General features: G+C 71.8%; 21 protein-coding genes. 19 read left to right on the top strand and 2 right to left on the bottom strand.

Annotation, left to right across the window (positions count from 1 at the left end; genetic code table 11):
- Positions 1 to 3 precede the first annotated feature (3 nt).
- Entirely contained in the window at positions 4 to 2,175 is a 2,172-nt protein-coding gene (locus tag HB370_RS08655) for a hypothetical protein (RefSeq protein WP_030780956.1), read from the bottom strand.
- 153 nt (positions 2,176 to 2,328) lie between these two features.
- Here HB370_RS08655 and HB370_RS08650 point away from each other — a divergent pair, with 153 nt between their 5' ends.
- The 13 genes from HB370_RS08650 (at position 2,329) to nusB (ending at position 15,250) form a co-directional block, all read left to right on the top strand.
- Positions 2,329 to 2,766, top strand: coding sequence for a DUF948 domain-containing protein (locus HB370_RS08650; RefSeq protein WP_106980632.1), 438 nt, complete (start codon positions 2,329 to 2,331; stop codon positions 2,764 to 2,766).
- 16 nt (positions 2,767 to 2,782) lie between these two features.
- Positions 2,783 to 3,142 (top strand): hypothetical protein, encoded by a 360-nt coding sequence (locus tag HB370_RS08645; protein WP_030780949.1) that lies wholly within the window; start codon positions 2,783 to 2,785, stop codon positions 3,140 to 3,142.
- Complete coding sequence (alaS, locus tag HB370_RS08640; protein WP_030780946.1) at positions 3,142 to 5,814, top strand: alanine--tRNA ligase; 2,673 nt, start codon at positions 3,142 to 3,144, stop codon at positions 5,812 to 5,814. Before HB370_RS08645 ends, alaS begins: the two co-directional genes overlap by 1 nt.
- Positions 5,815 to 5,829: 15 nt before the next feature.
- Positions 5,830 to 6,294: a Holliday junction resolvase RuvX gene (gene ruvX / locus HB370_RS08635; protein ID WP_030780943.1), complete on the top strand. Its 465-nt coding sequence runs from the start codon at positions 5,830 to 5,832 to the stop codon at positions 6,292 to 6,294.
- Between the two features lie 122 nt (positions 6,295 to 6,416).
- Positions 6,417 to 8,084 carry an endolytic transglycosylase MltG gene (gene mltG, locus HB370_RS08630; protein WP_078637486.1) on the top strand — a complete coding sequence of 556 codons (1,668 nt, stop codon included), beginning with the start codon at positions 6,417 to 6,419 and terminating at the stop codon, positions 8,082 to 8,084.
- On the top strand, positions 8,065 to 8,904 hold the full coding sequence (locus HB370_RS08625) for a shikimate dehydrogenase (protein WP_030780938.1): 840 nt from the start codon (positions 8,065 to 8,067) through the stop codon (positions 8,902 to 8,904). The genes mltG and HB370_RS08625 overlap by 20 nt, the downstream gene beginning before the upstream one ends.
- Before the next feature lie 162 nt (positions 8,905 to 9,066).
- Positions 9,067 to 10,251: a chorismate synthase gene (aroC, locus tag HB370_RS08620; protein ID WP_167512955.1), complete on the top strand. Its 1,185-nt coding sequence runs from the start codon at positions 9,067 to 9,069 to the stop codon at positions 10,249 to 10,251.
- A gap of 32 nt (positions 10,252 to 10,283) precedes the next feature.
- Positions 10,284 to 10,766 carry a shikimate kinase gene (locus tag HB370_RS08615; protein ID WP_244406017.1) on the top strand — a complete coding sequence of 161 codons (483 nt, stop codon included), beginning with the start codon at positions 10,284 to 10,286 and terminating at the stop codon, positions 10,764 to 10,766.
- Positions 10,763 to 11,854, top strand: a complete 1,092-nt coding sequence (aroB, locus tag HB370_RS08610; protein WP_030795029.1) for a 3-dehydroquinate synthase — start codon at positions 10,763 to 10,765, stop codon at positions 11,852 to 11,854. The genes HB370_RS08615 and aroB overlap by 4 nt, the downstream gene beginning before the upstream one ends.
- Positions 11,855 to 12,020: 166 nt before the next feature.
- On the top strand, positions 12,021 to 13,025 hold the full coding sequence (locus tag HB370_RS08605) for an AAA family ATPase (RefSeq protein ID WP_167512954.1): 1,005 nt from the start codon (positions 12,021 to 12,023) through the stop codon (positions 13,023 to 13,025).
- A 70-nt stretch (positions 13,026 to 13,095) separates the two neighbouring features.
- On the top strand, positions 13,096 to 14,202 hold the full coding sequence (locus HB370_RS08600) for an aminopeptidase P family protein (protein ID WP_030795023.1): 1,107 nt from the start codon (positions 13,096 to 13,098) through the stop codon (positions 14,200 to 14,202).
- A gap of 44 nt (positions 14,203 to 14,246) precedes the next feature.
- Positions 14,247 to 14,813, top strand: coding sequence for an elongation factor P (gene efp, locus HB370_RS08595; RefSeq protein WP_030795020.1), 567 nt, complete (start codon positions 14,247 to 14,249; stop codon positions 14,811 to 14,813).
- A 2-nt stretch (positions 14,814 to 14,815) separates the two neighbouring features.
- On the top strand, positions 14,816 to 15,250 hold the full coding sequence (gene nusB / locus HB370_RS08590; RefSeq protein ID WP_030795017.1) for a transcription antitermination factor NusB: 435 nt from the start codon (positions 14,816 to 14,818) through the stop codon (positions 15,248 to 15,250).
- 180 nt (positions 15,251 to 15,430) lie between these two features.
- Here the strand turns inward: nusB and bldD are convergent, their stop codons facing one another.
- Complete coding sequence (gene bldD, locus HB370_RS08585; RefSeq protein ID WP_014671524.1) at positions 15,431 to 15,934, bottom strand: transcriptional regulator BldD; 504 nt, start codon at positions 15,932 to 15,934, stop codon at positions 15,431 to 15,433.
- A gap of 253 nt (positions 15,935 to 16,187) precedes the next feature.
- Here bldD and pyrR point away from each other — a divergent pair, with 253 nt between their 5' ends.
- From pyrR to carB, 6 genes are all read left to right on the top strand, one after another.
- Positions 16,188 to 16,769: a bifunctional pyr operon transcriptional regulator/uracil phosphoribosyltransferase PyrR gene (pyrR, locus tag HB370_RS08580; protein ID WP_030795014.1), complete on the top strand. Its 582-nt coding sequence runs from the start codon at positions 16,188 to 16,190 to the stop codon at positions 16,767 to 16,769.
- Between the two features lie 94 nt (positions 16,770 to 16,863).
- Positions 16,864 to 17,841 carry an aspartate carbamoyltransferase catalytic subunit gene (locus HB370_RS08575; protein ID WP_030795011.1) on the top strand — a complete coding sequence of 326 codons (978 nt, stop codon included), beginning with the start codon at positions 16,864 to 16,866 and terminating at the stop codon, positions 17,839 to 17,841.
- A gap of 4 nt (positions 17,842 to 17,845) precedes the next feature.
- A complete protein-coding gene (locus HB370_RS08570; protein ID WP_030795008.1) occupies positions 17,846 to 19,132 on the top strand; it encodes a dihydroorotase in 1,287 nt (428 codons plus the stop codon).
- Positions 19,129 to 19,689, top strand: a complete 561-nt coding sequence (locus HB370_RS08565) for a hypothetical protein (protein ID WP_030795005.1) — start codon at positions 19,129 to 19,131, stop codon at positions 19,687 to 19,689. The genes HB370_RS08570 and HB370_RS08565 overlap by 4 nt, the downstream gene beginning before the upstream one ends.
- Positions 19,686 to 20,828, top strand: coding sequence for a glutamine-hydrolyzing carbamoyl-phosphate synthase small subunit (gene carA / locus HB370_RS08560; RefSeq protein WP_030795002.1), 1,143 nt, complete (start codon positions 19,686 to 19,688; stop codon positions 20,826 to 20,828). The genes HB370_RS08565 and carA overlap by 4 nt, the downstream gene beginning before the upstream one ends.
- Entirely contained in the window at positions 20,821 to 24,129 is a 3,309-nt protein-coding gene (gene carB, locus HB370_RS08555; protein ID WP_030794999.1) for a carbamoyl-phosphate synthase large subunit, read from the top strand. The genes carA and carB overlap by 8 nt, the downstream gene beginning before the upstream one ends.
- Positions 24,130 to 24,143: the final 14 nt, after the last annotated feature.

Here is a 24,143-nt window from a genome sequence, read left to right as displayed (position 1 = left end):
TCCTCAGCCCGCCGTCTCCCCGCCCTTCCGGGTGGGCGAGGCGGCGGGTTCGCGCTGTCCGGGGCCGGTGTCCGTGACCGGGCCGCGCGGTGCCGGCAGGGCGCCCAGCGCCCCCGGCTTCCGCTGCCGCAGCGCCCGGGCCACCGCCGCCTCCCGGTCCAGCCCGGCCCCCGCCCGCACGCACTCGGCGTACCGCGCGTCGCCGAGCGCCCGCCGCGCGGCGGCCTCGCACCGCTCGTGCGGCGCGTTGTAGTACGCCGAACCGAACAGCGGCAGCCCCACCGAGGGCCACAGCCGCCCGGCGGCGCCCTGGAGCACCGCCGCCTCCACCGGATCGCCCTGCGCCACCGTCACCAGCGCCAGCAGCTCCAGGACGAGCACCGAGCCCAGCAGATCCCGGAACGCGTGCGCGTCGGCCAGGGCGTGCGCGAGCAGCTCCCGCGCGCCGGCCGGGTCCCCGTCGGACCAGGCCGCGTACGCCAGCACATACAGCGCGTACGAACGTGCCCAGCGCTCCCCGTGGTCCTCGCAGACCCGGCGCACCTCCTCGCACAGCCGCACCGCGCCCGGCAGATCGCCCTGGAACGCCCGGGCCATCGCCAGCTCCACCCGGCCCATCAGGACGTTGCTGTTCAGCTCGCCGATCGCCCGGTAACGCTCCTGCGCCGAGCGCAGCAGCGTTTCCGCACCGGCCATGTCGTCCGTGACCAGGGCCAGACAGCCGGTGCGGTGCTCGGCGTACGCCACCGCCACCGGATCGCCCGCCCGCTCCGCCCGCTCCCGGCAGGCCCGCAGCGCGCGCAGCGCCGGCCCGGTGTCGCCCTGGAGGACCGCCACATAGCCCAGCACCCACAGCGCCTTCAGCCGGGCCCGCTCGTACCCCGACTCCGGCTCCAGGGCGCGCTCCAGCCAGCGCCGCCCCTCCGACAGCCGCCCGCAGCCCACCCAGCAGAACCACAGCGAACCCGCCAGATGCTGGCCGAGGTGAGCCTCGTCCGGCTCGGCCAGGCAGCACTCCAGCGCGGCCCGCAGATTCGGCAGCTCCACGTCCACGCGCGCGGCCACCTCCCGCTGCCGGGGCGTGAACCACTCCAGCTCGCACCAGGCCGCCAGGCCCAGGTACCAGTCCCGGTGCCGTCTGCGCAGCCGGTCCGCGTCCCCGGCCGCCGCCAGCCACTCGGCGCCGTACTCCCGGACGGTGTCCAGCATCCGGTAGCGCGGGCCCGCCGGGGTCTCCTCACGGGCGACGACCGACTGGGCCAGCAGCTCCGACAGCACGTCCAGCACGTCCTCGGCGGGCAGCCCCGTCCCGCCGCACACGTACTCGGCCGCCTCCAGGTCGAAGGAGCCCGCGAACACCGACAGCCGCGCCCACAGCAGCCGCTCGGCCGGGGTGCACAGCTCGTGGCTCCAGCCGATCGCGGTGCGCAGCGTCCGGTGCCGGGGCAGGGCGTCCCGGGCGCCGCCGGTCAGCAGCCGGAACCGGTCGCCGAGGCGGTGCAGCAGCTGCGCCGGGGACAGCGCGCGCAGCCGCCCGGCCGCCAGCTCCAGCGCCAGCGGGATCCCCTCCAGCCGTCGGCACAGCTCCCGGACCTCGGGTCCGTCGGCCACCGGCACCCCGTGTGCCCGGGCCCGGTCGGCGAACAGCTCCACCGCCTCGTCGGGGCCGAGCGGCGCCAGCGGGAACAGCCGCTCGCCCGCCAGGCCCAGCGGGCGCCGGCCCACGGCCAGCACCCGCAGCCCGGGCAGCCCGCGCAGCAGCCGGGCCACCAGGTGGGCACACGCGTCCGCCAGATGCTCGAACCCGTCCAGCACCAGCAGCATCCGCCGGTCCGCCAACTGAGCCAGCAGCGTCTCGCGGGGCAGCCGGGTGGTGTGGTCGGTCAGCCCCAGCGCCTCCACGACCGCGTACTCCACGAACTGCGGATCGCGCACCTCGGCCAGCTCCACCCGGCCCCAGCCCGCACCACCCGGCTCACCGGCCGCCCACCGCGCCGCCGCCCGCACCGCCAGCCGGGACTTGCCCACCCCGCCCACCCCGGTGACGGTCACCAGCCGGGCCCGGCCGAGGGCCGCCGTCAGCTCGGCCAGCTCCGCCGAGCGCCCGACGAAAGCGGTCAGTTCCAGGGGCGGGACGCCGCCCGTCCAGGGGCCGGGACCGTGAGGATCTCGCATGGGACACGGAGCGTACTGAACCGTGTTCACTGCGTACAATCACCCGGCGCGAGTGCGCCCGCGGCGGCGGGGAATCCGGTACGGAGCCGGGGCCCCGGCGCGATAGGCTCGGGACACGACTTTTCCGATGCTCAGGCACGTTTCAGGGAGCGGGTGCGCACAGTGTCCGGTACAGAGGTGGCCGGGATCCTGGTGGCCGTCTTCTGGGCGATCCTGGTCTCCTTCCTCGCGGTCGCGCTGGCGAGGCTGGCCCAGACGCTCAAGGCGACCACCAAGCTCGTCGCGGACGTGACCGACCAGGCCGTCCCGCTGCTCGCCGACGCCTCCCAGGCGGTGCGCTCCGCGCAGACCCAGATCGACCGGGTCGACGCGATCGCCTCCGACGTCCAGGAGGTCACCTCCAACGCCTCCGCGCTGTCGACCACCGTCGCCTCCACCTTCGGCGGCCCGCTGGTCAAGGTCGCGGCCTTCGGCTACGGCGTCCGCCGGGCGCTCGGCGGCCGCAAGGGGGAGGACGTGCCCGCCAAGTCGGCCCGGCGTACCGTGATCGTGGGCCGGACGGTCCCCGCCGCACGACGCAAGCGGAAGTAAGGACGAAGACCGAGCGATGTTCCGCCGTACGTTCTGGTTCTCCACCGGTGTCGCCGCCGGTGTGTGGGCCACCACCAAGGTCAACCGCAAGATCAGGCAGCTGACCCCGGAGAGCCTGGCCGCCACCGCGGCGAACAAGGCCCTGGAGACCGGTCAGCGCCTGAAGGACCGCGCGGTCGGCTTCGCGTTCGACGTCCGCGACAACATGGCCCGGCGGGAGGCCGAGCTGGAGGAGGCCCTCGGCATCCACGAGGACCCCGAACTCCCCGCGCCCCGGCGGTACACCGCCATCGAGAACCACCACAGCGACAACCGCAGCACACCGAAGTACATCGAAGCCCCGATGTACTCGTACAACCGGAATGAGGACCACTGATGGAGTCGGCCGAGATTCGCCGCCGCTGGCTGAGCTTCTTCGAGGAGCGCGGGCACACCGTCGTCCCTTCGGCGTCGCTCATCGCGGACGACCCGACTCTGCTCCTCGTCCCCGCCGGCATGGTGCCCTTCAAGCCCTACTTCCTGGGTGAGGTCAAGCCGCCGTTCCCGCGCGCCACCAGCGTGCAGAAGTGCGTGCGCACGCCCGACATCGAAGAGGTCGGCAAGACCACGCGGCACGGCACGTTCTTCCAGATGTGCGGCAACTTCTCCTTCGGCGACTACTTCAAGGAAGGCGCCATCAAGCTCGCCTGGGAGCTGCTCACCACGCCCCAGGACAAGGGCGGTTACGGCCTCGACCCCGAGCGCCTGTGGATCACCGTCTACAAGGACGACGACGAGGCGGAGCGGATCTGGCACGAGGTCGTCGGCGTGCCGAAGGAGCGCATCCAGCGCCTGGGCATGAAGGACAACTACTGGTCCATGGGCGTGCCCGGCCCCTGCGGCCCCTGCTCCGAGATCAACTACGACCGCGGCCCCGAGTTCGGCGCCGAGGGCGGCCCCGCCGTCAACGACGAGCGGTACGTCGAGATCTGGAACCTCGTCTTCATGCAGTACGAGCGGGGCGAGGGCATCGGCAAGGACAACTTCGAGATCCTCGGGGACCTGCCGAGCAAGAACATCGACACGGGCCTCGGCCTGGAGCGCCTCGCCATGATTCTGCAGGGCGTGCGGAACATGTACGAGATCGACACCTCCATGGCCGTCATCGACAAGGCCACCGAGCTGACCGGCGTGCGCTACGGCGACGCCCACGACTCGGACGTGTCCCTGCGCGTGGTCACCGACCACATGCGCACCGCCACCATGCTCATCGGCGACGGCGTCACCCCCGGCAACGAGGGCCGCGGCTACGTCCTGCGCCGCATCATGCGCCGCGCCATCCGCAACATGCGGCTGCTCGGCGCCACCGGCCCGGTCGTCAAGGAACTGATCGACACCGTGATCGGCATGATGGGGCAGCAGTACCCCGAGCTGATCACCGACCGCGAGCGGATCGAGAAGGTCGCCCTCGCCGAGGAGAACGCCTTCCTCAAGACGCTGAAGGCCGGCACCAACATCCTGGACACCGCCGTCTCCGAGACCAAGGCCTCCGGCGGCACCGTCCTCTCCGGCGACAAGGCGTTCCTGCTCCACGACACCTGGGGCTTCCCGATCGACCTCACCCTGGAGATGGCCGCCGAGCAGGGCCTGTCCGTGGACGAGGAGGGCTTCCGCCGCCTGATGAAGGAGCAGCGGGAGCGCGCCAAGGCCGACGCCCAGGCCAAGAAGACCGGCCACGCCGACCTGGGCGCCTACCGCGAGATCGCCGACAGCGCCGGCGAGACCGACTTCATCGGCTACACCGACACCGAGGGCGAGTCCACGATCGTCGGCATCCTGGTCGACGGCGCCTCCTCCCCGGCCGCCACCGAGGGCGACGAGGTCGAGATCGTCCTGGACCGCACCCCGTTCTACGCCGAGGGCGGCGGCCAGATCGGCGACACCGGCCGCATCAAGGTGGACTCCGGTGCCGTCATCGAGGTCCGCGACTGCCAGAAGCCGGTCCCGGGCGTGTACGTCCACAAGGGCGTCGTCCAGGTCGGCGAGGTGACCGTCGGCGCCAAGGCCCACGCCTCGATCGACGCCCGTCGCCGCACGGCCATCGCCCGCGCCCACTCGGCCACCCACCTCACCCACCAGGCCCTGCGCGACGCCCTCGGCCCGACGGCCGCCCAGGCCGGTTCGGAGAACCAGCCCGGCCGCTTCCGCTTCGACTTCGGCTCCCCGTCCGCCGTTCCGACGGCCGTGATGACCGACGTCGAGCAGAAGATCAACGAGGTGCTCGCCCGCGACCTGGACGTGCACGCCGAGGTCATGGGCATCGACGAGGCCAAGAAGCAGGGCGCCATCGCCGAGTTCGGCGAGAAGTACGGCGAGCGGGTGCGCGTCGTGACGATCGGCGACTTCTCCAAGGAGCTGTGCGGCGGCACGCACGTGCACAACACCGCCCAGCTGGGCCTGGTGAAGCTGCTCGGCGAGTCCTCCATCGGCTCCGGTGTGCGCCGTATCGAGGCCCTGGTCGGCGTGGACGCCTACAACTTCCTCGCCCGTGAGCACACGGTCGTCAACCAGCTGACCGAGCTGCTCAAGGGCCGCCCGGAGGAGCTGCCCGAGAAGGTCTCCGCGATGCTCGGCAAGCTGAAGGACGCCGAGAAGGAGATCGAGCGGTTCCGCGCCGAGAAGGTCCTCCAGGCCGCCGCCGGTCTCGCCGAGTCCGCCAAGGACGTCCGCGGTGTCGCCCTGGTCACCGGCCAGGTGCCGGACGGCACGACGCCCGACGACCTGCGCAAGCTGGTCCTGGACGTGCGCGGCCGGATCCAGGGGGGCCGGGCCGCCGTGGTGGCCCTGTTCACCGTCAACAACGGCAAGCCGCTGACGGTCATCGCCACCAACGACGCCGCCCGCGACCGCGGCCTCAAGGCCGGTGACCTGGTCCGCACCGCCGCCAAGACCCTCGGCGGCGGCGGTGGCGGCAAGCCGGACGTCGCCCAGGGCGGCGGCCAGAACCCGGCCGCCGTCGGCGAGGCCGTCGAGGCCGTCGAGCGGCTCGTCGCCGAGACCGCCAAGTAGGAACGGCTCAGACAGATGCGCAGAGGACGTCGGCTCGCGATCGACGTCGGGGACGCCCGGATCGGGGTCGCCTCGTGCGACCCCGACGGGATCCTCGCCACCCCGGTGGAGACCGTCCCCGGCCGGGACATCCCCGCCGCCCACCGCCGCCTTCGTCAACTGGTGGAGGAGTACGACCCGATCGAGGTCGTCGTCGGCCTCCCTCGCTCCCTCAAGGGGGGCGAGGGCCCGGCCGCCGTCAAGGTCCGCGCCTTCGCGCAGGAACTGGCCAAGGGGGTCCGGCCGGTGCCGGTGCGCCTGGTGGACGAGCGGATGACCACCGTGACGGCCAGTCAGGGACTGCGCGCCTCCGGCGTGAAGTCCAAGAAGGGCCGTTCGGTCATCGACCAGGCGGCGGCAGTGATCATCCTGCAGCAGGCCCTGGAATCCGAACGGGTGTCAGGCAAACCACCCGGTGAGGGCGTCGAAGTGGTCATCTGATCGCGATACGGTAACGTTCCGCGCGATGCGCCGGTGTTCGAACAGCCGGGGCACAGCAAGAGGCGGAACGGGATCCGGCCGACGGGCCGCGGGACCGTGGGCCTCGCGGCTCTAGGGGATCGATGACTGAGTATGGCCGGGGCCAAGGCTCCGAACCGTGGAATCCGGAGGACCCGTTGTCCGGGGACGGCGGATGGGGCGGACAGCAGGCCCAGCAGGGCTCGCAGTCCCCGTACGGCGGCCGGCCGCAGCACTATCCGCAGGCATCGGGGTACGGCGACTGGAGCCAGGGGCAGCAGAGCCAGGGGCAGCAGCCCGGATACGAGGGGCAGCAGCACCCGCAGCACGACGGCCGGCCGTACGACCAGCAGCTCGCCGGGCACACCCAGCACCAGTTCCACCAGGGCGGCTGGGACGCGACCGGCACCCTCGGCCAGGTGCCCTACGCCGCCGACCCCGGAGATCCCTACGGCCAGCAGCCCGTGGCCTACGGCGGGGAGCAGCCCGACCTCTACGGCACCGAGGACGCCTACCCGCCGCCGGAGCCGCCCGGCCGCAGGCGGCCCGAGCCCGGCCCGGAGGCGGAGCCGGCCGAGGACGAGGAGCAGGCCCCGGCGGTGGCCGGCGGCGGCGCGGGCGATGACGGGGGGCATGAACTCGCGACCCGGCGGGAGCGGCGCGGCAAGGGCCGCAAGCCGGTCAAGAGCAAGAAGCGGCGCACCGGCTGCGCCTGCATGGTCGTCGTCCTCGTGTTCGGCGGCGGCCTCGGCGGAGTCGGGTATTTCGGGTACCAGTTCTATCAAAATCGTTTCGGCACGGCCCCGGACTACGCGGGCGACGGCACCGGCGAGACGGTCACCGTCGAGATCCCCAAGGGCGCGGGCGGCTGGGAGATCGGCCGCCGCCTGAAGGAGGCCGGGGTGGTCAAGAGCGCCGAGGCGTTCGTCCACGCCCAGACCAACACCCCGGGCGCCGACGGCATCCAGGCCGGCGCCTACCTCCTGAAGAAGGAGATGTCCGCCGGCAGCGCCGTCAAGCTGATGCTGGACCCGCGCAGCCAGAACAACGTCATCGTCACCCCCGGCGAGCGCAACTCGGGCGTCTACGCGGCCATCGACAAGAAGCTGGAACTGTCCTCGGGCACGACGAAGAAGGTCGCCGAGAAGAAGTACAAGGACTTCGGGCTGCCGGCGTGGGCGCAGAACCACGCCGATCTCAAGGACCCGCTGGAGGGCTTCCTCTTCCCGGGCACCTATCCGGCCGCCAAGGGCATGAAGCCGGAGGTCATCCTCCAGCAGATGGTCAGCCAGGCCAAGCAGAAGTACGCCGCCTACGGCCTGAACGAGAAGGCCAAGGAATTCGACCTCGACAGCGCCTACCAGCTCGTCACGGTCGCGAGCCTGGTCCAGGCCGAGGGCAAGACCCACGACGACTTCCGCAAGATGGCCGAGGTGGTCTACAACCGCCTCAAGCCCGACAACACCGAGACCAACCGCAAGCTCCAGTTCGACTCGACCTACAACTACCTCCTCGGCAAGAGCAACATCCACATCTCCGAGGAGGAGATCAACAGCAACCCGAGCCCGTACAACACGTACAAGCACCCGGGGCTTCCGCCCGGCCCGATCGGCAACCCCGGCGAGGACGCGCTGAAGGCGATGCTGAACCCGACGCACGACGGCTGGGTCTACTTCGTGGCGACCGACGGCATGAGCAACACCGAGTTCGCCAAGACGTACGCGGAATTCCTAGAGCTCAAGGACAAGTTCAATGCCAACACGGGCAACTGACGGCCGTCGTGCCGCCGTGCTCGGCTCTCCGATCGCCCACTCCCTCTCCCCGGTGCTGCACCGGGCGGCGTACGAGGCGGCCGGGCTCACCGGTTGGTCGTACGACAGCTTCGACGTCGACGAGGCCGCGCTGCCCGGCTTCCTGGACCGGCTCGGGCCCGAGTGGGCCGGGCTGTCGCTGACCATGCCGCTGAAGCGGGCCGTCATCCCGCTGCTGGACGAGGTCAGCGACACCGCGGCCTCGGTCGACGCGGTCAACACGCTGATCCTCACCGAGGACGGACGCCGGCGCGGCGACAACACCGACATCCCGGGCATGGTGGCCGCCCTGCGCGAGCACGGCATCGAGGAGGTCGGCTCCGCCGCCGTCCTGGGCGCCGGTGCCACCGCCTCCTCCGCGCTCGCCGCGCTGGCCCGGATCTGCACCGGGGAGGTCGTCGCCTACGTCCGCAGCGAGGCCCGCGCCGCCGAGATGCGGCAGTGGGGGGAGCGGCTCGACGTGGAGGTCCGCACCGCGGACTGGGCCGACGCCGCCGAGGCGCTGAGCGCCCCGCTGGTGATCGCCACCACGCCCGCCGGGACGACCGACGCGCTCGCCGCCGCCGTACCCGAACGCCCCGCCACCCTCTTCGACGTGCTCTACGACCCCTGGCCCACCGAACTGGCGGCCCGCTGGTCCATGTTCGGCGGCGCCGTGGTCGGCGGCCTCGACCTGCTGGTCCACCAGGCCGTGCTCCAGTTCGAGCAGATGACCGGGCAGGTCCCGGGCCCGCTGGACGCCATGCGGCAGGCCGGGGAGAAGGCGCTCGCCGGCCGCTGACGCCCCCGCGGGCGTCCGCGTGCTGGACCGGAGGCTGTCCGGCGCCCCGGGACGTGGGAGGATCGGAGGTGGCGTGCCGGGGTCGCGCACCCGGTGACGCCGTCGCCGTGCGCCACGACGCGCACGCCGGGCAGTACCGGGCGCGAGCACTGAGGAGCACCGTTGAGCAGGCTGCGTTGGCTGACCGCGGGGGAGTCCCACGGTCCCGCACTTGTCGCGACGCTGGAGGGTCTTCCCGCCGGCGTGCCGATCACCACGGAGATGGTGGCGGACCACCTGGCGCGGCGGCGGCTCGGCTATGGCCGTGGTGCGCGGATGAAGTTCGAGCGGGACGAGGTCACCTTCCTGGGTGGTGTCCGGCACGGGCTGACTCTGGGTTCGCCGGTGGCGGTGATGGTGGGGAACACCGAGTGGCCGAAGTGGGAGCAGGTCATGGCGGCCGACCCGGTGGACCCGGAGGTGTTGAGGGAGCTGGCGCGTAATGCTCCGTTGACGCGTCCGCGTCCGGGGCACGCCGATCTGGCGGGGATGCAGAAGTACGGCTTCGACGAGGCGCGTCCGATTCTGGAGCGTGCCTCGGCGCGGGAGACGGCGGCCCGGGTGGCGCTGGGCGCGGTGGCGCGGTCGTACCTGAAGGAGACGGCCGGGATCGAGATCGTCTCGCACGTGGTGGAGCTGGCGTCGGCGCGGGCGCCGTACGGGGTGTACCCGACGCCGGCGGATGTGGAGCGGCTGGACGCGGATCCGGTGCGGTGCCTGGACGCGGACGCGTCGAAGGCGATGGTCGCGGAGATCGACCAGGCGCACAAGGACGGCGACACCCTGGGTGGTGTGGTGGAGGTGCTGGCGTACGGGGTGCCGGTCGGGCTGGGCTCGCATGTGCACTGGGACCGGCGGCTGGACGCGCGGCTGGCGGCTGCGCTGATGGGCATCCAGGCGATCAAGGGTGTGGAGGTCGGTGACGGTTTCGATCTGGCCAGGGTGCCGGGTTCGAAGGCGCACGACGAGATCGTGAGCACGGATGAGGGCATCAGGCGGGTCACGGGTCGTTCCGGTGGTACGGAGGGTGGTCTGAGCACGGGTGAGCTGCTGCGGGTGCGGGCGGCGATGAAGCCGATCGCGACCGTGCCGCGGGCGCTGCGGACGGTCGATGTGGCCACCGGTGAGGCGGCGCAGGCTCATCACCAGCGTTCGGACGTGTGCGCGGTGCCGGCCGCCGGGATCGTCGCCGAGGCCATGGTCGCGCTGGTCCTGGCGGACGCGGTCGCGGAGAAGTTCGGCGGCGACAGCGTCACCGAGACCCGCCGCAACGTCCGCTCCTACCTCGACGGCCTGGCGATCAGGTGAGCGCCGTGCCGGCAATCGTCCTGGTCGGGCCGATGGGCGTGGGCAAGTCCACGGTCGGCCGGCTGCTCGCCGAACACCTCGGCGTGGGCTACCGGGACACCGACGACGACATCGTGGCCGCACAGGGCCGCACCATCGCCGAGATCTTCGTGGACGAGGGCGAGCCCGCCTTCCGCGCGCTGGAGAAGGCGGCCGTGCGGACGGCCCTCGCCGAGCACGACGGCGTCCTGGCGCTGGGCGGCGGCGCCGTCCTGGACGAGGAGACGCGGGCGCTGCTGGCCGGGCACCGGGTGGTCTACCTGTCGATGGAGGTCGAGGAGGCCGTCAAGCGCACCGGCCTGAACGTGGCCCGCCCGCTGCTCGCGGTCAACCCGCGCAAGCAGTGGCGCGAGCTGATGGAAGCACGTCGGCACCTGTACGAACAGGTCGCGGTCGCGATGGTCGCGACGGACGGCCGTACCCCCGAAGAGGTCACGCAGAGCGTGCTGGACGCACTGGAGTTGAAGCAGCGATGAGCGACGCAGTCACCCGGATCCAGGTCGGGGCCACGGCGGGCACGGACGCCTACGAGGTGCTGGTCGGCCGGCAACTGCTGGGCGAGCTGGCCGGACTGATCGGCGACCGGGCCAAGCGGGTCGCGGTGATCCACCCGGAGGCGCTCGCGGAGACCGGCGAGGCACTGCGGGCCGACCTGGCCGGGCAGGGCTACGAGGCCGTCGCGATCCAGGTGCCCAACGCGGAGGAGGCCAAGACCGCCGAGGTCGCCGCCTACTGCTGGAAGGCGCTGGGCCAGTGCGGCTTCACCCGCACGGACGTCATCGTCGGCGTCGGCGGCGGCTCCACCACGGACCTGGCCGGGTTCGTCGCGGCGACCTGGCTGCGCGGGGTGCGCTGGGTGGCGATCCCGACCACCGTGCTGGCCATGGTGGACGCGGCGGTCGGCGGCAAGACCGGGATCAACACCGCCGAGGGCAAGAACCTCGTCGGCGCCTTCCACCCGCCCGCCGGTGTGCTGTGCGACCTGGCCGCGCTGGACTCGCTGCCGGTCCACGACTACGTCTCCGGCCTGGCCGAGGTCATCAAGGCGGGATTCATCGCCGACCCGGTGATCCTGGACCTGATCGAGGCCGACCCCGAGGCCGCCCGCACTCCGGCCGGCCCGCACACCGCCGAGCTGATCGAGCGGTCGATCCGGGTCAAGGCCGATGTGGTCTCCGCGGACCTGAAGGAGTCCGGGCTGCGGGAGATCCTCAACTACGGCCACACCCTGGGCCACGCGATCGAGAAGAACGAGCGGTACAAGTGGCGGCACGGCGCCGCGGTCTCCGTCGGCATGCACTTCGCCGCCGAACTGGGCCGTCTGGCGGGCCGTCTGGACGACGCGACCGCCGACCGGCACCGCGCCGTCCTGGAAGCCGTCGGCCTGCCGCTGCACTACCGCTACGACCAGTGGCCCAAGCTGCTGGAGGCGATGAAGGTCGACAAGAAGTCCCGCGGCGACCTGCTCCGCTTCATCGTGCTGGACGGACTGGCCAAGCCCACCGTCCTGGAAGGCCCCGACCCGGCCGTCCTCCTCGCCGCGTACGGCGAGGTCGGGCAGTAGGTCCCGGACTGTTCCCTCCGTCCGATTCCCTTCCCCGACCGGGCACTTCGGACCGCCCCCGGCCGTTTCACCGAACGACGGCCGGGGACGGTACCGTTCGGTAGGCAGTGGGGGTGTGCCCCCGCCGCCGGCAGCAAGTGCCTGTACGAGACGAAAGTGGCAACGGATGCAGCACGCAGTGGGTTCTCCGCTGCCGCCGCCCCACCAGCCGGGGCAGGGGCCGCACGCCGGCTGGGCGCCGGCTCCCCATCGGTCGGGCCCTCATCAGCCGGCCTCCTATGAGCCGGCGTCCTATCAGTCGGCCGCCCACCCCCAGGGCCCGCACCCGCAAGCCCCGCGGCGGTCCGCGCCCGTACCCCCGCCGCCCCCGGGCTTCCCGGCCACCCCGCCGGGCCCCGTCCCGCCGGCCCCGCAGCAGCCCCCGGCTTCCCACCAGCCCTCCGTGCCGCCCCCGTCCACGGCCCCGCAGCAACCTGCTGCGCCCTCCGGTCCGGCGCCCGTGCCGCACGCTCCGGCGCCGTCGGGCCACGACGGCACCGGGCATGTGCCGCTGCCGCCCGGCGGCCCGGTCTGCACGCCCGCGGCGCCGCCCGCCCCGGCCCCGGACGCGACGGCCGCCACGCTCGCCGTTCTCCTCATCGGCCCGGCCGGCGCGGGCAAGACCAGCGTCGCCAAGTACTGGGCGGACCACCGGCGCGTCCCCACCGCCCACATCAGCCTGGACGACGTGCGCGAATGGGTCCGCTCCGGCTTCGCCGACCCCCAGTCCGGCTGGAACGAGAACTCGGAGGCCCAGTACCGCCTGGCCCGCCGCACCTGCGGCTTCGCCGCCCGGAACTTCCTGGCCAACGGCATCTCCTGCATCCTGGACGACGCCGTCTTCCCGGACCGCCCGGTCGTGGGCCTCGGCGGCTGGAAGCGGCACGTCGGCCCCGGCCTGCTCCCGGTGGTCCTGCTGCCGGGCCTGGACATCGTCCTGGAGCGCAACGCGGAACGCACCGGCAACCGCCGCCTCACCGACGAGGAGGTGGCCCGCATCCACGGCCGCATGGCCGGCTGGTACGGCTCGGGCCTGCCGATCATCGACAACTCCCAGCTGGACGTCCCCGGCACGGCAAGGGTCTTGGACGAGGTCCTGGCGAGGGCGATCGCGAGCCCGCCGAGCTGGTAGGCGGCCACCCACGACCCCACTCGGCCCCTCCCAATCGGCACAACCCGGACAAAACTCCTACGCTCATCTCATGTCAGAGGTGTACGCGAACCGCCGATCCCGGCTGAGGGACCATGTCAACGCGGCGGGCACCGCGGCAGCGCTCGTCACCCGCCCGGCCAACGTCCGCTATCTCGCAGGCGCGGCCCCGCAGGGCTCCGTCCTGCTGCTCGGCAGGAGCGAGGACCTCCTGGTGTGCGCCGGCCCGCCGGACGACCGCCCCTACGAGGGTCGGCCGGACGAGAGCGTGCGCCTGCACGTCCTGCCGGCGAACGGCGGTGACACCGCCGTGGCCGCGGCCGGTCTCGCCCTGGCCCAGGGCGCCGACTCCCTGGCGATCGAGGAACACCACCTCACCGTCTCCCGCCACCGCGCCCTCGCCTCCGTCGCCCCCGGGCTGCGCCTGACCGACCTCGGCGGGGCCGTCGAACAGCTCAGGGTGGTCAAGGACGAGGAGGAGATCTCCTGCCTGCGCATCGGCGCCGAGATCGCCGACCAGGCCCTCGGCGAGCTGCTGGAGTCCATCCTGGTCGGCCGCACCGAACGGCACCTCGCGCTGGAGCTGGAGCGGCGCCTGGTCGACCACGGCGCCGACGGCCCGGCCTTCGCCACCTCCGTGGCCACCGGGCCGCACGCCGGCCGCCGCGGTCACCGCCCCACCGACCGGCGCGTGGAGGAGGGCGACTTCCTCTCCGTCTGCCTGGGGGCCACCTACCGCGGTTACCGCTGTGAGATCGGCCGTACCTTCGTCATCGGCACCTCGCCCGCCGACTGGCAGATCGAGCTGTACGACCTGGTCTTCGCCGCCCAGCGCGCCGGACGGGAGTTCCTCGCGCCGGGAGCCGCCTGCCGCGACGTCGACCGCGCGGCACGTCAGGTGCTGGACTCGGCGGGCTATGCGGAAGCCCTGCCACCGCTGACCGGGCACGGGGTCGGACTCGAAATCGAGGAGGACCCACAGCTGGCGCCCTCGGCCATGGGTAAACTGGACGCTTGCGTGCCGGTCACCGTCGAACCGGGGGTCCACCTCCCGGGCCGGGGCGGTGTCCGGATCGATGACACGCTCGTCGTACGCCCCGAGGCGGACGGCGGACCCGAGCTACTCACCATCACGACCAAGGAGCTGCTCGCGCTGTAGCGCGTGACCCGGGGTCGTACGTCAGTCCAGGAGATTCCGCAACCGTGGCTTCCACGAACGACCTCAAGAACGGCCTGGTGCTCAAGCTCGAAGGCGGCCAGCTCTGGTCCGTCGTCGAGTTCCAGCACGTCAAGCCCGGCAAGGGCCCGGCCTTCGTGCGCACCAAGCTCAAGAACGTGCTGTCCGGCAAGGTGGTCGACAAGACCTTCAACGCCGGCGTCAAGGTCGAGACGGCCACTGTCGACAAGCGCGACATGCAGTTCTCGTACATGGACGGGGACTACTTCGTCTTCATGGACATGGAGACCTACGACCAGCTGATGATCGACCGCAAGGTCGTCGGCGACGCCGCCAACTTCCTCATCGAGGGCTTCGAGGCCACCGTCGCCCAGCACGAGGGCGAGGTGCTCTTCGTCGAGCTGCCGGCCGCCGTCGAGCTGACCGTCGCCGAGACCGAGCCGGGCGTCCAGGGCGACCGCTCCACCGGTGGCACCAAGCCCGCCACCCTGGAGACCGGCCACCAGATCCAGGTCCCGCTCTTCATCACCACCGGTGAGAAGATCAAGGTCGACACCCGCACCAGCGACTACCTCGGCCGGGTGAACAGCTAACCGTGGCTGCCCGCAACACGGCCCGCAAGCGCGCCTTCCAGATCCTCTTCGAGGGCGACCAGCGCGGCGCCGACGTCCTGACGGTTCTCGCGGACTGGATCCGGCTCTCCCGGGCCGACACCCGGCAGCCCCCGGTCAGCGAGTACACGATGCAGCTGGTCGAGGGCTACGCGGAGCACGCGCGCCGGATCGACGAGCTGATCTCCCAGTACGCGGTGGGGTGGACGCTCGACCGGATGCCGGTCGTGGACCGCAACATCCTGCGGCTGGGCGCGTACGAGCTGATCTGGGTCGACGAGACCCCGGACGCCGTCGTCCTGGACGAGATGGTGCAGCTGGCGAAGGAGTTCTCCACGGACGAGTCGCCGTCGTTCGTCAACGGCCTGCTGGGCCGCCTGAAGGACCTCAAGCCGTCCCTGCGCCGGGACGAGGCGTAGAGCCCGGTACGACACCACAGGAGGGCCCGTGGCACGGTTTCCGTGCCACGGGCCCTCCTGCACAGGCGCCGACGGGCGGAGAGAAGCCCGGCGAGCAGAGAGAAAAGGCCGCCGGGGTGGCCGGAACCGTAAGATTCCGGCCACCCCGGCGGCACGTTTCTGCTCAGTTATGGCTGGTTGTCACGCCTCTTCGTGCGTGGCCACCGCGCGGCGCGCGTCCGCGTCCAGAACGCCCCAGCTGATCAGCTGCTCGGTGAGGACCGAGGGCGACTGGTCGTAGATGACGGCGAGTGTGCGCAGATCGTCCTGGCGGATGGAGAGCACCTTGCCGTTGTAGTCACCGCGCTGGGACTGGATCGTCGCCGCGTAGCGCTGCAGGGGGCCCGCCTTCTCGGCCGGCACGGTGGCCAGCCGCTCCAGGTCCAGGACCAGCTTCGGCGGCGGCTCGGCGGCGCCGCCCGGCGTGGTGCCCGGCAGGAGCTCCTGCACCGGAACGCCATAGAAATCGGCCAGCTCGGCGAGGCGCTGCACGGTCACGGCACGGTCGCCGCGCTCGTACGAACCCACCACCACGGCCTTCCAGCGACCCTGGGACTTCTCCTCGACACCGTGGAGGGAAAGGCCCTGCTGGGTGCGGATGGCCCGGAGCTTGGCCCCGAGCTGTTTGGCGTATTCGCTGGACATATAGCTCCCCGGACACTGTGTCGACGCGGCCGGACTGTCTTCCCGCCGCGCGGCTGGTAACTCACTGTGAGGTTACGCAGCGTGACTCTCCTGCGTCAAGCCGAATGGTCCACACCGACTCTTCCGTGGTAGCGGCCGCCCGTTGGGCCAAGCGGGTGACAGAAGGCCCTCCGGGGACCTGGTACGGTGGATGGCGCAATTCCGACGTCCTTTAAGGTCCGTCCCGTGAGGCGGAGAAGGAGGTCCGTTTCGTATGGACAAGCACGACACGCCCGTGCATCCGCAAGCGTCCGATGCCCGGCCCGTGCTCGAAGGCCCCGACATCGCGCGGGTGCTGACCCGTATCGCCCACGAGATCGTCGAGCGCGCCAAGGGCGCCGACGACGTGGTGCTCCTCGGCATTCCGACCCGGGGCGTCTTCCTCGCCCGGCGGCTCGCCGCCAAGCTGGCGCAGATCACCGACCGCGAGATCCCGGTCGGCTCCCTCGACATCACCATGTACCGCGACGACCTGCGCATGCACCCGCCGCGTGCGCTGGCCCGCACCGAGATCCCCGGTGACGGCATCGACGGCAAGCTGGTCGTCCTCGTCGACGACGTGCTCTTCTCCGGCCGCACCATCCGCGCCGCCCTGGACGCCCTGAACGACATCGGGCGCCCCCGCGCGGTGCAGCTCGCGGTCCTGGTCGACCGCGGCCACCGCGAACTGCCGATCCGCGCCGACTACGTCGGCAAGAACCTCCCCACGTCGCTGCGGGAGACGGTCAAGGTCCAGCTCGCCGAGGAGGACGGTCGCGACACCGTGCTGCTCGGTGCGAAGCCGGCCGCCCAGTAGCACGACAGGCGCACGGCCGCTCGCCCCGGCGTGCCCCCGCACGCGCCTGTCTGCCCGAAATCTCCCGAATGAACTGCCTTACGGAGCCTGTCAGATGCAGCGCCATCTCATCTCGGCCGCCGACCTCACCCGCGACGACGCCGTCCTGATCCTCGACACCGCCGAGGAGATGTCCCGGGTCGCCGACCGGCCGATCAAGAAGCTGCCGACCCTGCGCGGCCGGACGGTCGTCAACCTCTTCTTCGAGGACTCCACGCGGACGCGTATCTCCTTCGAGGCCGCCGAGAAGCGGCTGTCCGCGGACGTCATCAACTTCTCCGCCAAGGGCTCCTCGGTGTCCAAGGGCGAGTCCCTGAAGGACACCGCCCAGACCCTGGAGGCCATGGGCGTCGACGCCGTGGTCATCCGGCACGGCGCCTCCGGGGCCCCGTACCGGCTCGCCAACTCCGGCTGGATCGACGCGGCCGTCATCAACGCCGGCGACGGCACCCACCAGCACCCCACCCAGGCCCTGCTGGACGCCTTCACCCTGCGCCGTCGGCTGGTCGGCCGCGACGCCGGCCTCGGCCAGGACCTGTCCGGCAAGCGGATCACCATCGTCGGCGACGTCCTGCACAGCCGGGTCGCCCGCTCCAACGTCGACCTGCTGCACACCCTCGGCGCCGAGGTCACCCTGGTCGCCCCGCCCACCCTGGTGCCGGTCGGCGTCGATTCCTGGCCGTGCGCGGTCTCCTACGACCTGGACAGCACGCTGCCCAAGTGCGACGCGGTGATGATGCTCCGCGTCCAGCGCGAACGCATGAACGCGGCCTTCTTCCCGACCGAGCGCGAGTACTCCCGGCGCTACGGCCTCGACGGCGACCGCATGGCCCGGCTGCCCGAGCACGCGATCGTGATGCACCCCGGCCCCATGGTCCGCGGCATGGAGATCACCGCCGAGGTCGCCGACTCCGGCCGCTGCACCGCCGTCGAACAGGTCGCCAACGGCGTCTCCATCCGGATGGCCGTCCTGTACCTGCTGCTCGGTGGCAACGAGCCCGCCGTCACCCACTCTCGTACCGAGGAGAAGTAAGAACATGAGCAAGGTCCTGATCCGTGGTGCGAAGGTGCTCGGCGGCGAGCCGCAGGACGTGCTGATCGACGGCGAGACCATCGCCGAGGTCGGCACGGGCCTGAGCGCCGAGGGCGCCGAGGTGGTCGAGGCCGACGGCAAGGTGCTGCTGCCGGGCCTGGTCGACCTGCACACCCACCTGCGCGAGCCGGGCCGCGAGGACTCCGAGACCGTCCTCACCGGCACCCGCGCCGCGGCGAGCGGCGGCTACACGGCCGTCTTCGCCATGGCCAACACCTTCCCCGTCGCCGACACCGCCGGCGTGGTCGAGCAGGTCTGGCGGCTGGGCCGGGAGCACGGCTACTGCGACGTCCGGCCCATCGGCGCCGTCACCGTCGGCCTGGAGGGCAAGAAGCTCGCCGAACTGGGCGCCATGCACGAGTCCGCCGCCGGCGTCACCGTCTTCTCCGACGACGGCAAGTGCGTGGACGACGCGGTGATCATGCGCCGCGCGCTGGAGTACGTGAAGGCCTTCGACGGCGTCGTCGCCCAGCACGCGCAGGAGCCGCGGCTCACCGAGGGCGCCCAGATGAACGAGGGCGTCGTCTCCGCCGAGCTGGGCCTGGGCGGCTGGCCCGCCGTCGCCGAGGAGTCGATCATCGCCCGGGACGTGCTGCTCGCCGAGCACGTCGGCTCCCGCGTCCACATCTGCCACCTGTCGACCGCCGGCAGCGTCGAGATCGTCCGCTGGGCCAAGTCCCGCGGCATCCGGGTCACCGCCGAGGTCACCCCGCACCACCTGCTGCTGACCGACGAGCTGGTGCGCACCTACAACCCCGTCTACAAGGTCAACCCGCCGCTGCGCACCGAGCGCGACGTCATGGCCCTGCGCGAGGCGCTCGCCGACGGCACGATCGACATCGTCGCCACCGACCACGCCCCGCACCCGCACGAGGACAAGGACTGCGAGTGGGCCGCCGCCGCCATGGGCATGGTCGGCCTGGAGACCGCGTTGTCGGTGGTCCAGGAGACCATGGTCGACACGGGCCTGCTGGACTGGGCCGGCGTCGCCGACCGGATGTCCGTCAAGCCCGCGCTGATCGGACAGGCCACCGGCCACGGCCGCCCCGTCTCGGCTGGTGAGCCCGCCAACCTCACCCTCGTCGACACGGCATACCGTGGCCCGGTGGACCCCGCGGGCTTCGCCTCGCGCAGCCGCAACACCCCCTACGAGGGCCGTGAGCTGCCGGGCCGTGTGACGCACACGTGGCTGCGGGGCAAGGCCACGCTCGTCGACGGGAAGCTCACGTGACACCTGTAATCCTGCTGGCCGAGGCGAAGAAGTCGGCCGAGGTCACCGACTGGGGGGCCCGGATCGGCTGGCTCGTCGGTCTGGCCCTGTTCATCGCGCTGGTCTACTGGCTGATGCGCGAGGGCTGGAAGTGGCGCGGCACCCTCCAGGCGGGCCTGCCGCCGCTGCCCGCCGCGCCCGAGGACGCCGGCCCGGCCAGACTGAGCATGAGCGGCCGCTACCACGGCTCCACCACCGCCGGGCAGTGGCTGGACCGCATCGTGGCCCACGGCCTGGGCACCCGCAGCCGGGCCGAGCTCACCCTGACCGACGCGGGCCTGGAGGTCGAGCGCCCCGGCGCCGCCGACTTCTTCGTCCCCCGGGCCGCCCTGCGCGGCGCCCGCCTGGACAAGGGCATCGCCGGCAAGGTCCTCACCGAGGGCGGACTGCTGGTGGTGACCTGGCAGCACGGCGACAAGCTGATCGACTCCGGCTTCCGCTCCGACCGCTCGGCCGAGCACGCCGAGTGGGCCGACACCCTGAACAAGATGACCAACGACACGGAAGGCGCACGATGACGACCTCCACCAGGGGAGCCGCAAGGGTTCCCGCCGTACTCGTCCTGGAGGACGGCCGCACCTTCCGCGGCCGCGCCTACGGGGCCGTGGGGGAGACCTTCGGCGAGGCCGTGTTCTCCACCGGCATGACCGGCTACCAGGAGACCCTCACCGACCCGTCGTACGACCGCCAGATCGTCGTCGCGACCGCCCCGCAGATCGGCAACACCGGCTGGAACGACGAGGACGACGAGTCGAGCCGCATCTGGGTCTCCGGCTACGTCGTGCGCGACCCCGCGCGCGTGCCGTCCAACTGGCGGGCCAAGCGCTCCCTGGACGACGAGCTGGAGCGCCAGGGCGTGGTCGGCATCTCCGGCATCGACACCCGCGCCCTCACCCGCCACCTGCGCGAGCGCGGCTCGATGCGGGCCGGCATCTTCTCCGGCGAGGCCCTCGCCCCCGAGGCGGACCTGCTGGCGCGCGTGCAGGCCCAGCCGCAGATGAAGGGCGCGAGCCTGTACGAGGAGGTCGCGACCAAGGAGGCGTACGTCGTCCCGGCCGTCGGCGAGAAGCGCTTCACCGTCGCCGCCATCGACCTCGGCATCAAGGGCATGACGCCGCACCGCATGGCCGAGCGCGGCATCGAGGTGCACGTCCTGCCCGCCACCGCCACCGCCGACGACGTCTACGCCGTCGACCCGGACGGCGTGTTCTTCTCCAACGGCCCCGGCGACCCGGCGACCGCCGACGGCCCGGTCGCGCTGATGACCGCCGTCCTGGAGCGCAGGACGCCCCTGTTCGGCATCTGCTTCGGCAACCAGATCCTCGGCCGCGCCCTCGGCTTCGGCACCTACAAGCTGAAGTACGGCCACCGCGGCATCAACCAGCCGGTCCAGGACCGTACGACCGGCAAGGTCGAGGTCACCGCGCACAACCACGGCTTCGCCGTGGACGCGCCGCTCGACAAGGTCAGCGAGACGAAGTTCGGCCGCGCCGAGGTCTCGCACGTCTGCCTGAACGACAACGTCGTGGAGGGGCTCCAGCTGCTCGACCAGCCCGCCTTCTCCGTCCAGTACCACCCCGAAGCGGCAGCCGGTCCGCACGACGCCGCCTACCTGTTCGACCGCTTCGTTTCCCTGATGGAGGGCCAGCGTGCCTAAGCGCACCGATATCCAGTCCGTCCTGGTCATCGGCTCCGGCCCGATCGTCATCGGCCAGGCCGCCGAGTTCGACTACTCCGGCACCCAGGCGTGCCGCGTGCTCAAGGCCGAGGGCCTGCGCGTCATCCTGGTCAACTCCAACCCGGCGACGATCATGACCGACCCGGAGATCGCCGACGCCACCTACGTCGAGCCGATCACCCCCGAGTTCGTCGAGAAGATCATCGCCAAGGAGCGCCCGGACGCCCTGCTGCCCACCCTGGGCGGCCAGACGGCCCTGAACACCGCCATCTCCCTGCACGAGAACGGCGTCCTCGCCAAGTACGGCGTGGAGCTGATCGGCGCCAAGCCCGAGGCGATCCACAAGGGCGAGGACCGCGACCTGTTCAAGGACGTCGTCGAGGAGGTCCGCAAGAAGATCGGGCACGGCGAGTCCGCCCGCTCGGTGATCTGCCACTCCATGGACGACGTCCTCAAGGGCGTCGAGACCCTCGGCGGCTACCCGGTCGTCGTCCGCCCGTCCTTCACCATGGGCGGCGCCGGCTCCGGCTTCGCGCACGACGAGGAGGAACTGCGCCGCATCGCCGGCCAGGGCCTGACGCTCTCCCCGACCACCGAGGTGCTCCTGGAGGAGTCCATCCTCGGCTGGAAGGAGTACGAGCTGGAGCTGATGCGCGACAAGAACGACAACGTCGTGGTCGTCTGCTCCATCGAGAACTTCGACCCGATGGGCGTGCACACCGGTGACTCCATCACCGTCGCGCCCGCGATGACGCTGACCGACCGCGAGTACCAGGTGCTGCGCGACGTCGGCATCGCGATCATCCGCGAGGTCGGTGTCGACACCGGCGGCTGCAACATCCAGTTCGCGGTCAACCCCGAGGACGGCCGCGTCATCGTCATCGAGATGAACCCGCGCGTGTCGCGTTCCTCGGCGCTCGCCTCCAAGGCCACCGGCTTCCCGATCGCCAAGATCGCCGCCAAGCTGGCCGTCGGCTACACGCTGGACGAGATCCCGAACGACATCACCCAGGAGACCCCGGCCTCCTTCGAGCCGACCCTGGACTACGTGGTCGTCAAGGCCCCCCGGTTCGCCTTCGAGAAGTTCCCGCAGGCCGACTCCACGCTGACCACCACCATGAAGTCGGTCGGCGAGGCCATGGCCATCGGCCGCAACTTCCCCGAGGCGTTCCAGAAGGCGCTGCGCTCCCTGGAGAAGAAGGGCAGCCAGTTCACCTTCGTCGGCGAGCCCGGCGACAAGGACACCCTGCTGCGCGAGGCCGTACGGCCCACCGACGGCCGGATCAACACCGTCATGCAGGCCATCCGCGCCGGCGCCACGCCGGAGGAGGTCTTCGAGTACACGAAGATCGACCCGTGGTTCGTGGACCAGCTCTTCCTCATCAAGGAGATCGCGGACGAGCTGGCCGAGGCCCCCGAGCTGACCGCCGACCTGCTCGCCGAGGCCAAGCGGCACGGCTTCTCCGACCAGCAGATCGCCGAGATCCGCGGCCTGCGCGAGGACGTCGTCCGCGAGGTCCGGCACGCCCTCGGCGTCCGCCCGGTCTACAAGACGGTCGACACCTGCGCCGCCGAGTTCGCCGCGAAGACGCCGTACTTCTACTCCTCCTACGACGAGGAGAGCGAGGTCGCCCCGCGCGAGAAGCCGGCCGTCATCATCCTCGGCTCCGGCCCGAACCGCATCGGCCAGGGCATCGAGTTCGACTACTCCTGCGTCCACGCCTCCTTCGCGCTGGCCGACGCCGGGTACGAGACCGTGATGGTCAACTGCAACCCGGAGACCGTCTCCACGGACTACGACACCTCCGACCGCCTGTACTTCGAGCCGCTGACGCTGGAGGACGTGCTGGAGATCGTCCACGCGGAGCAGCAGGCCGGCCCGGTCGCGGGCGTCGTCGTCCAGCTCGGCGGCCAGACCCCGCTCGGCCTGTCGCAGGCCCTGAAGGACAACGGCGTGCCGATCGTGGGCACCTCCCCGGAGGCCATCCACGCGGCCGAGGACCGCGGCGCCTTCGGCCGCGTCCTCGCCGAGGCGGGCCTGCCCGCCCCCAAGCACGGCACGGCCACCACCTTCGCCGAGGCCAAGGCCATCGCCGACGAGATCGGCTACCCGGTCCTGGTCCGTCCGTCGTACGTGCTCGGCGGACGCGGCATGGAGATCGTCTACGACGAGACCCGCCTCGCCTCCTACATCGCCGAGTCGACCGAGATCAGCCCCTCCCGGCCGGTCCTCGTCGACCGCTTCCTGGACGACGCCATCGAGATCGACGTCGACGCGCTCTACGACGGCGAGGAGCTGTACCTCGGCGGTGTGATGGAGCACATCGAGGAGGCCGGCATCCACTCCGGCGACTCGGCGTGCGCCCTGCCCCCGATCACCCTCGGCGGCTTCGACATCAAGCGGCTGCGCGCCTCCACCGAGGCCATCGCCAAGGGCGTCGGCGTGCGCGGCCTGATCAACATCCAGTTCGCGATGGCCGGCGACATCCTCTACGTCCTGGAGGCCAACCCGCGCGCCTCCCGCACGGTGCCCTTCACCTCCAAGGCGACCGCGGTGCCGCTCGCCAAGGCCGCCGCCCGGATCTCGCTGGGCGCGACCATCGCCGAGCTGCGCGCCGAGGGCCTGCTGCCGAAGACCGGCGACGGCGGCGAGCTGCCGCTGGACGCGCCGATCTCCGTCAAGGAGGCCGTCCTGCCGTGGTCGCGGTTCCGCGACATCCACGGCCGGGGCGTGGACACCGTCCTCGGCCCGGAGATGCGCTCCACGGGCGAGGTCATGGGCATCGACTCCGTCTTCGGCACGGCGTACGCCAAGTCGCAGGCGGGTGCCTACGGCCCGCTGCCCACCAAGGGCCGCGCGTTCATCTCGGTCGCCAACCGTGACAAGCGCTCGATGATCTTCCCGGCGCGCGAGCTGGTCGCCCACGGCTTCGAGCTGCTCGCCACCTCCGGCACCGCCGAGGTCCTCAAGCGCAACGGCATCAACGCCACGGTCGTGCGCAAGCAGTCCGAGGGCACCGGCCCGAACGGCGAGCGGACCATCGTCCAGCTCATCCACGACGGCGAGGTCGACCTCATCGTCAACACCCCGTACGGCACCGGCGGCCGCCTCGACGGCTACGACATCCGTACGGCCGCGGTGGCCCGCTCCGTGCCGTGCCTGACGACCGTCCAGGCGCTCGCGGCGGCCGTCCAGGGCATCGACGCCCTCAACCACGGGGACGTGGGCGTCCGCTCCCTCCAGGAACACGCGGAACGCCTGACCGCCGCCCGCGACTAGCAGCCCCGAGGGGG

The organism is Streptomyces sp. DSM 40868, from assembly GCF_011820545.1.
GTDB lineage: Bacteria > Actinomycetota > Actinomycetes > Streptomycetales > Streptomycetaceae > Streptomyces > Streptomyces eurythermus.
The sequence above is the reverse complement of the archived record's forward strand: the minus strand, read 5'-3'. Positions and strand labels throughout refer to the sequence as shown.

Bases quoted from the DNA above. Each gene is read 5' to 3' on its own strand.
- HB370_RS08655 (WP_030780956.1), bottom strand. From the start codon at position 2,175: ATGCGAGATCCTCACGGTCCCGGCCCCTGGACGGGCGGCGTCCCGCCC.
- HB370_RS08645 (WP_030780949.1), top strand. From the start codon at position 2,783: ATGTTCCGCCGTACGTTCTGGTTCTCCACCGGTGTCGCCGCCGGTGTG.
- alaS (WP_030780946.1), top strand. From the start codon at position 3,142: ATGGAGTCGGCCGAGATTCGCCGCCGCTGGCTGAGCTTCTTCGAGGAG.
- ruvX (WP_030780943.1), top strand. From the start codon at position 5,830: ATGCGCAGAGGACGTCGGCTCGCGATCGACGTCGGGGACGCCCGGATC.
- mltG (WP_078637486.1), top strand. From the start codon at position 6,417: ATGACTGAGTATGGCCGGGGCCAAGGCTCCGAACCGTGGAATCCGGAG.
- HB370_RS08625 (WP_030780938.1), top strand. From the start codon at position 8,065: ATGCCAACACGGGCAACTGACGGCCGTCGTGCCGCCGTGCTCGGCTCT.
- HB370_RS08615 (WP_244406017.1), top strand. From the start codon at position 10,284: ATGGGCGTGGGCAAGTCCACGGTCGGCCGGCTGCTCGCCGAACACCTC.
- aroB (WP_030795029.1), top strand. From the start codon at position 10,763: ATGAGCGACGCAGTCACCCGGATCCAGGTCGGGGCCACGGCGGGCACG.
- HB370_RS08605 (WP_167512954.1), top strand. From the start codon at position 12,021: ATGCAGCACGCAGTGGGTTCTCCGCTGCCGCCGCCCCACCAGCCGGGG.
- HB370_RS08600 (WP_030795023.1), top strand. From the start codon at position 13,096: ATGTCAGAGGTGTACGCGAACCGCCGATCCCGGCTGAGGGACCATGTC.
- bldD (WP_014671524.1), bottom strand. From the start codon at position 15,934: ATGTCCAGCGAATACGCCAAACAGCTCGGGGCCAAGCTCCGGGCCATC.
- pyrR (WP_030795014.1), top strand. From the start codon at position 16,188: ATGGACAAGCACGACACGCCCGTGCATCCGCAAGCGTCCGATGCCCGG.
- HB370_RS08575 (WP_030795011.1), top strand. From the start codon at position 16,864: ATGCAGCGCCATCTCATCTCGGCCGCCGACCTCACCCGCGACGACGCC.
- HB370_RS08570 (WP_030795008.1), top strand. From the start codon at position 17,846: ATGAGCAAGGTCCTGATCCGTGGTGCGAAGGTGCTCGGCGGCGAGCCG.
- carA (WP_030795002.1), top strand. From the start codon at position 19,686: ATGACGACCTCCACCAGGGGAGCCGCAAGGGTTCCCGCCGTACTCGTC.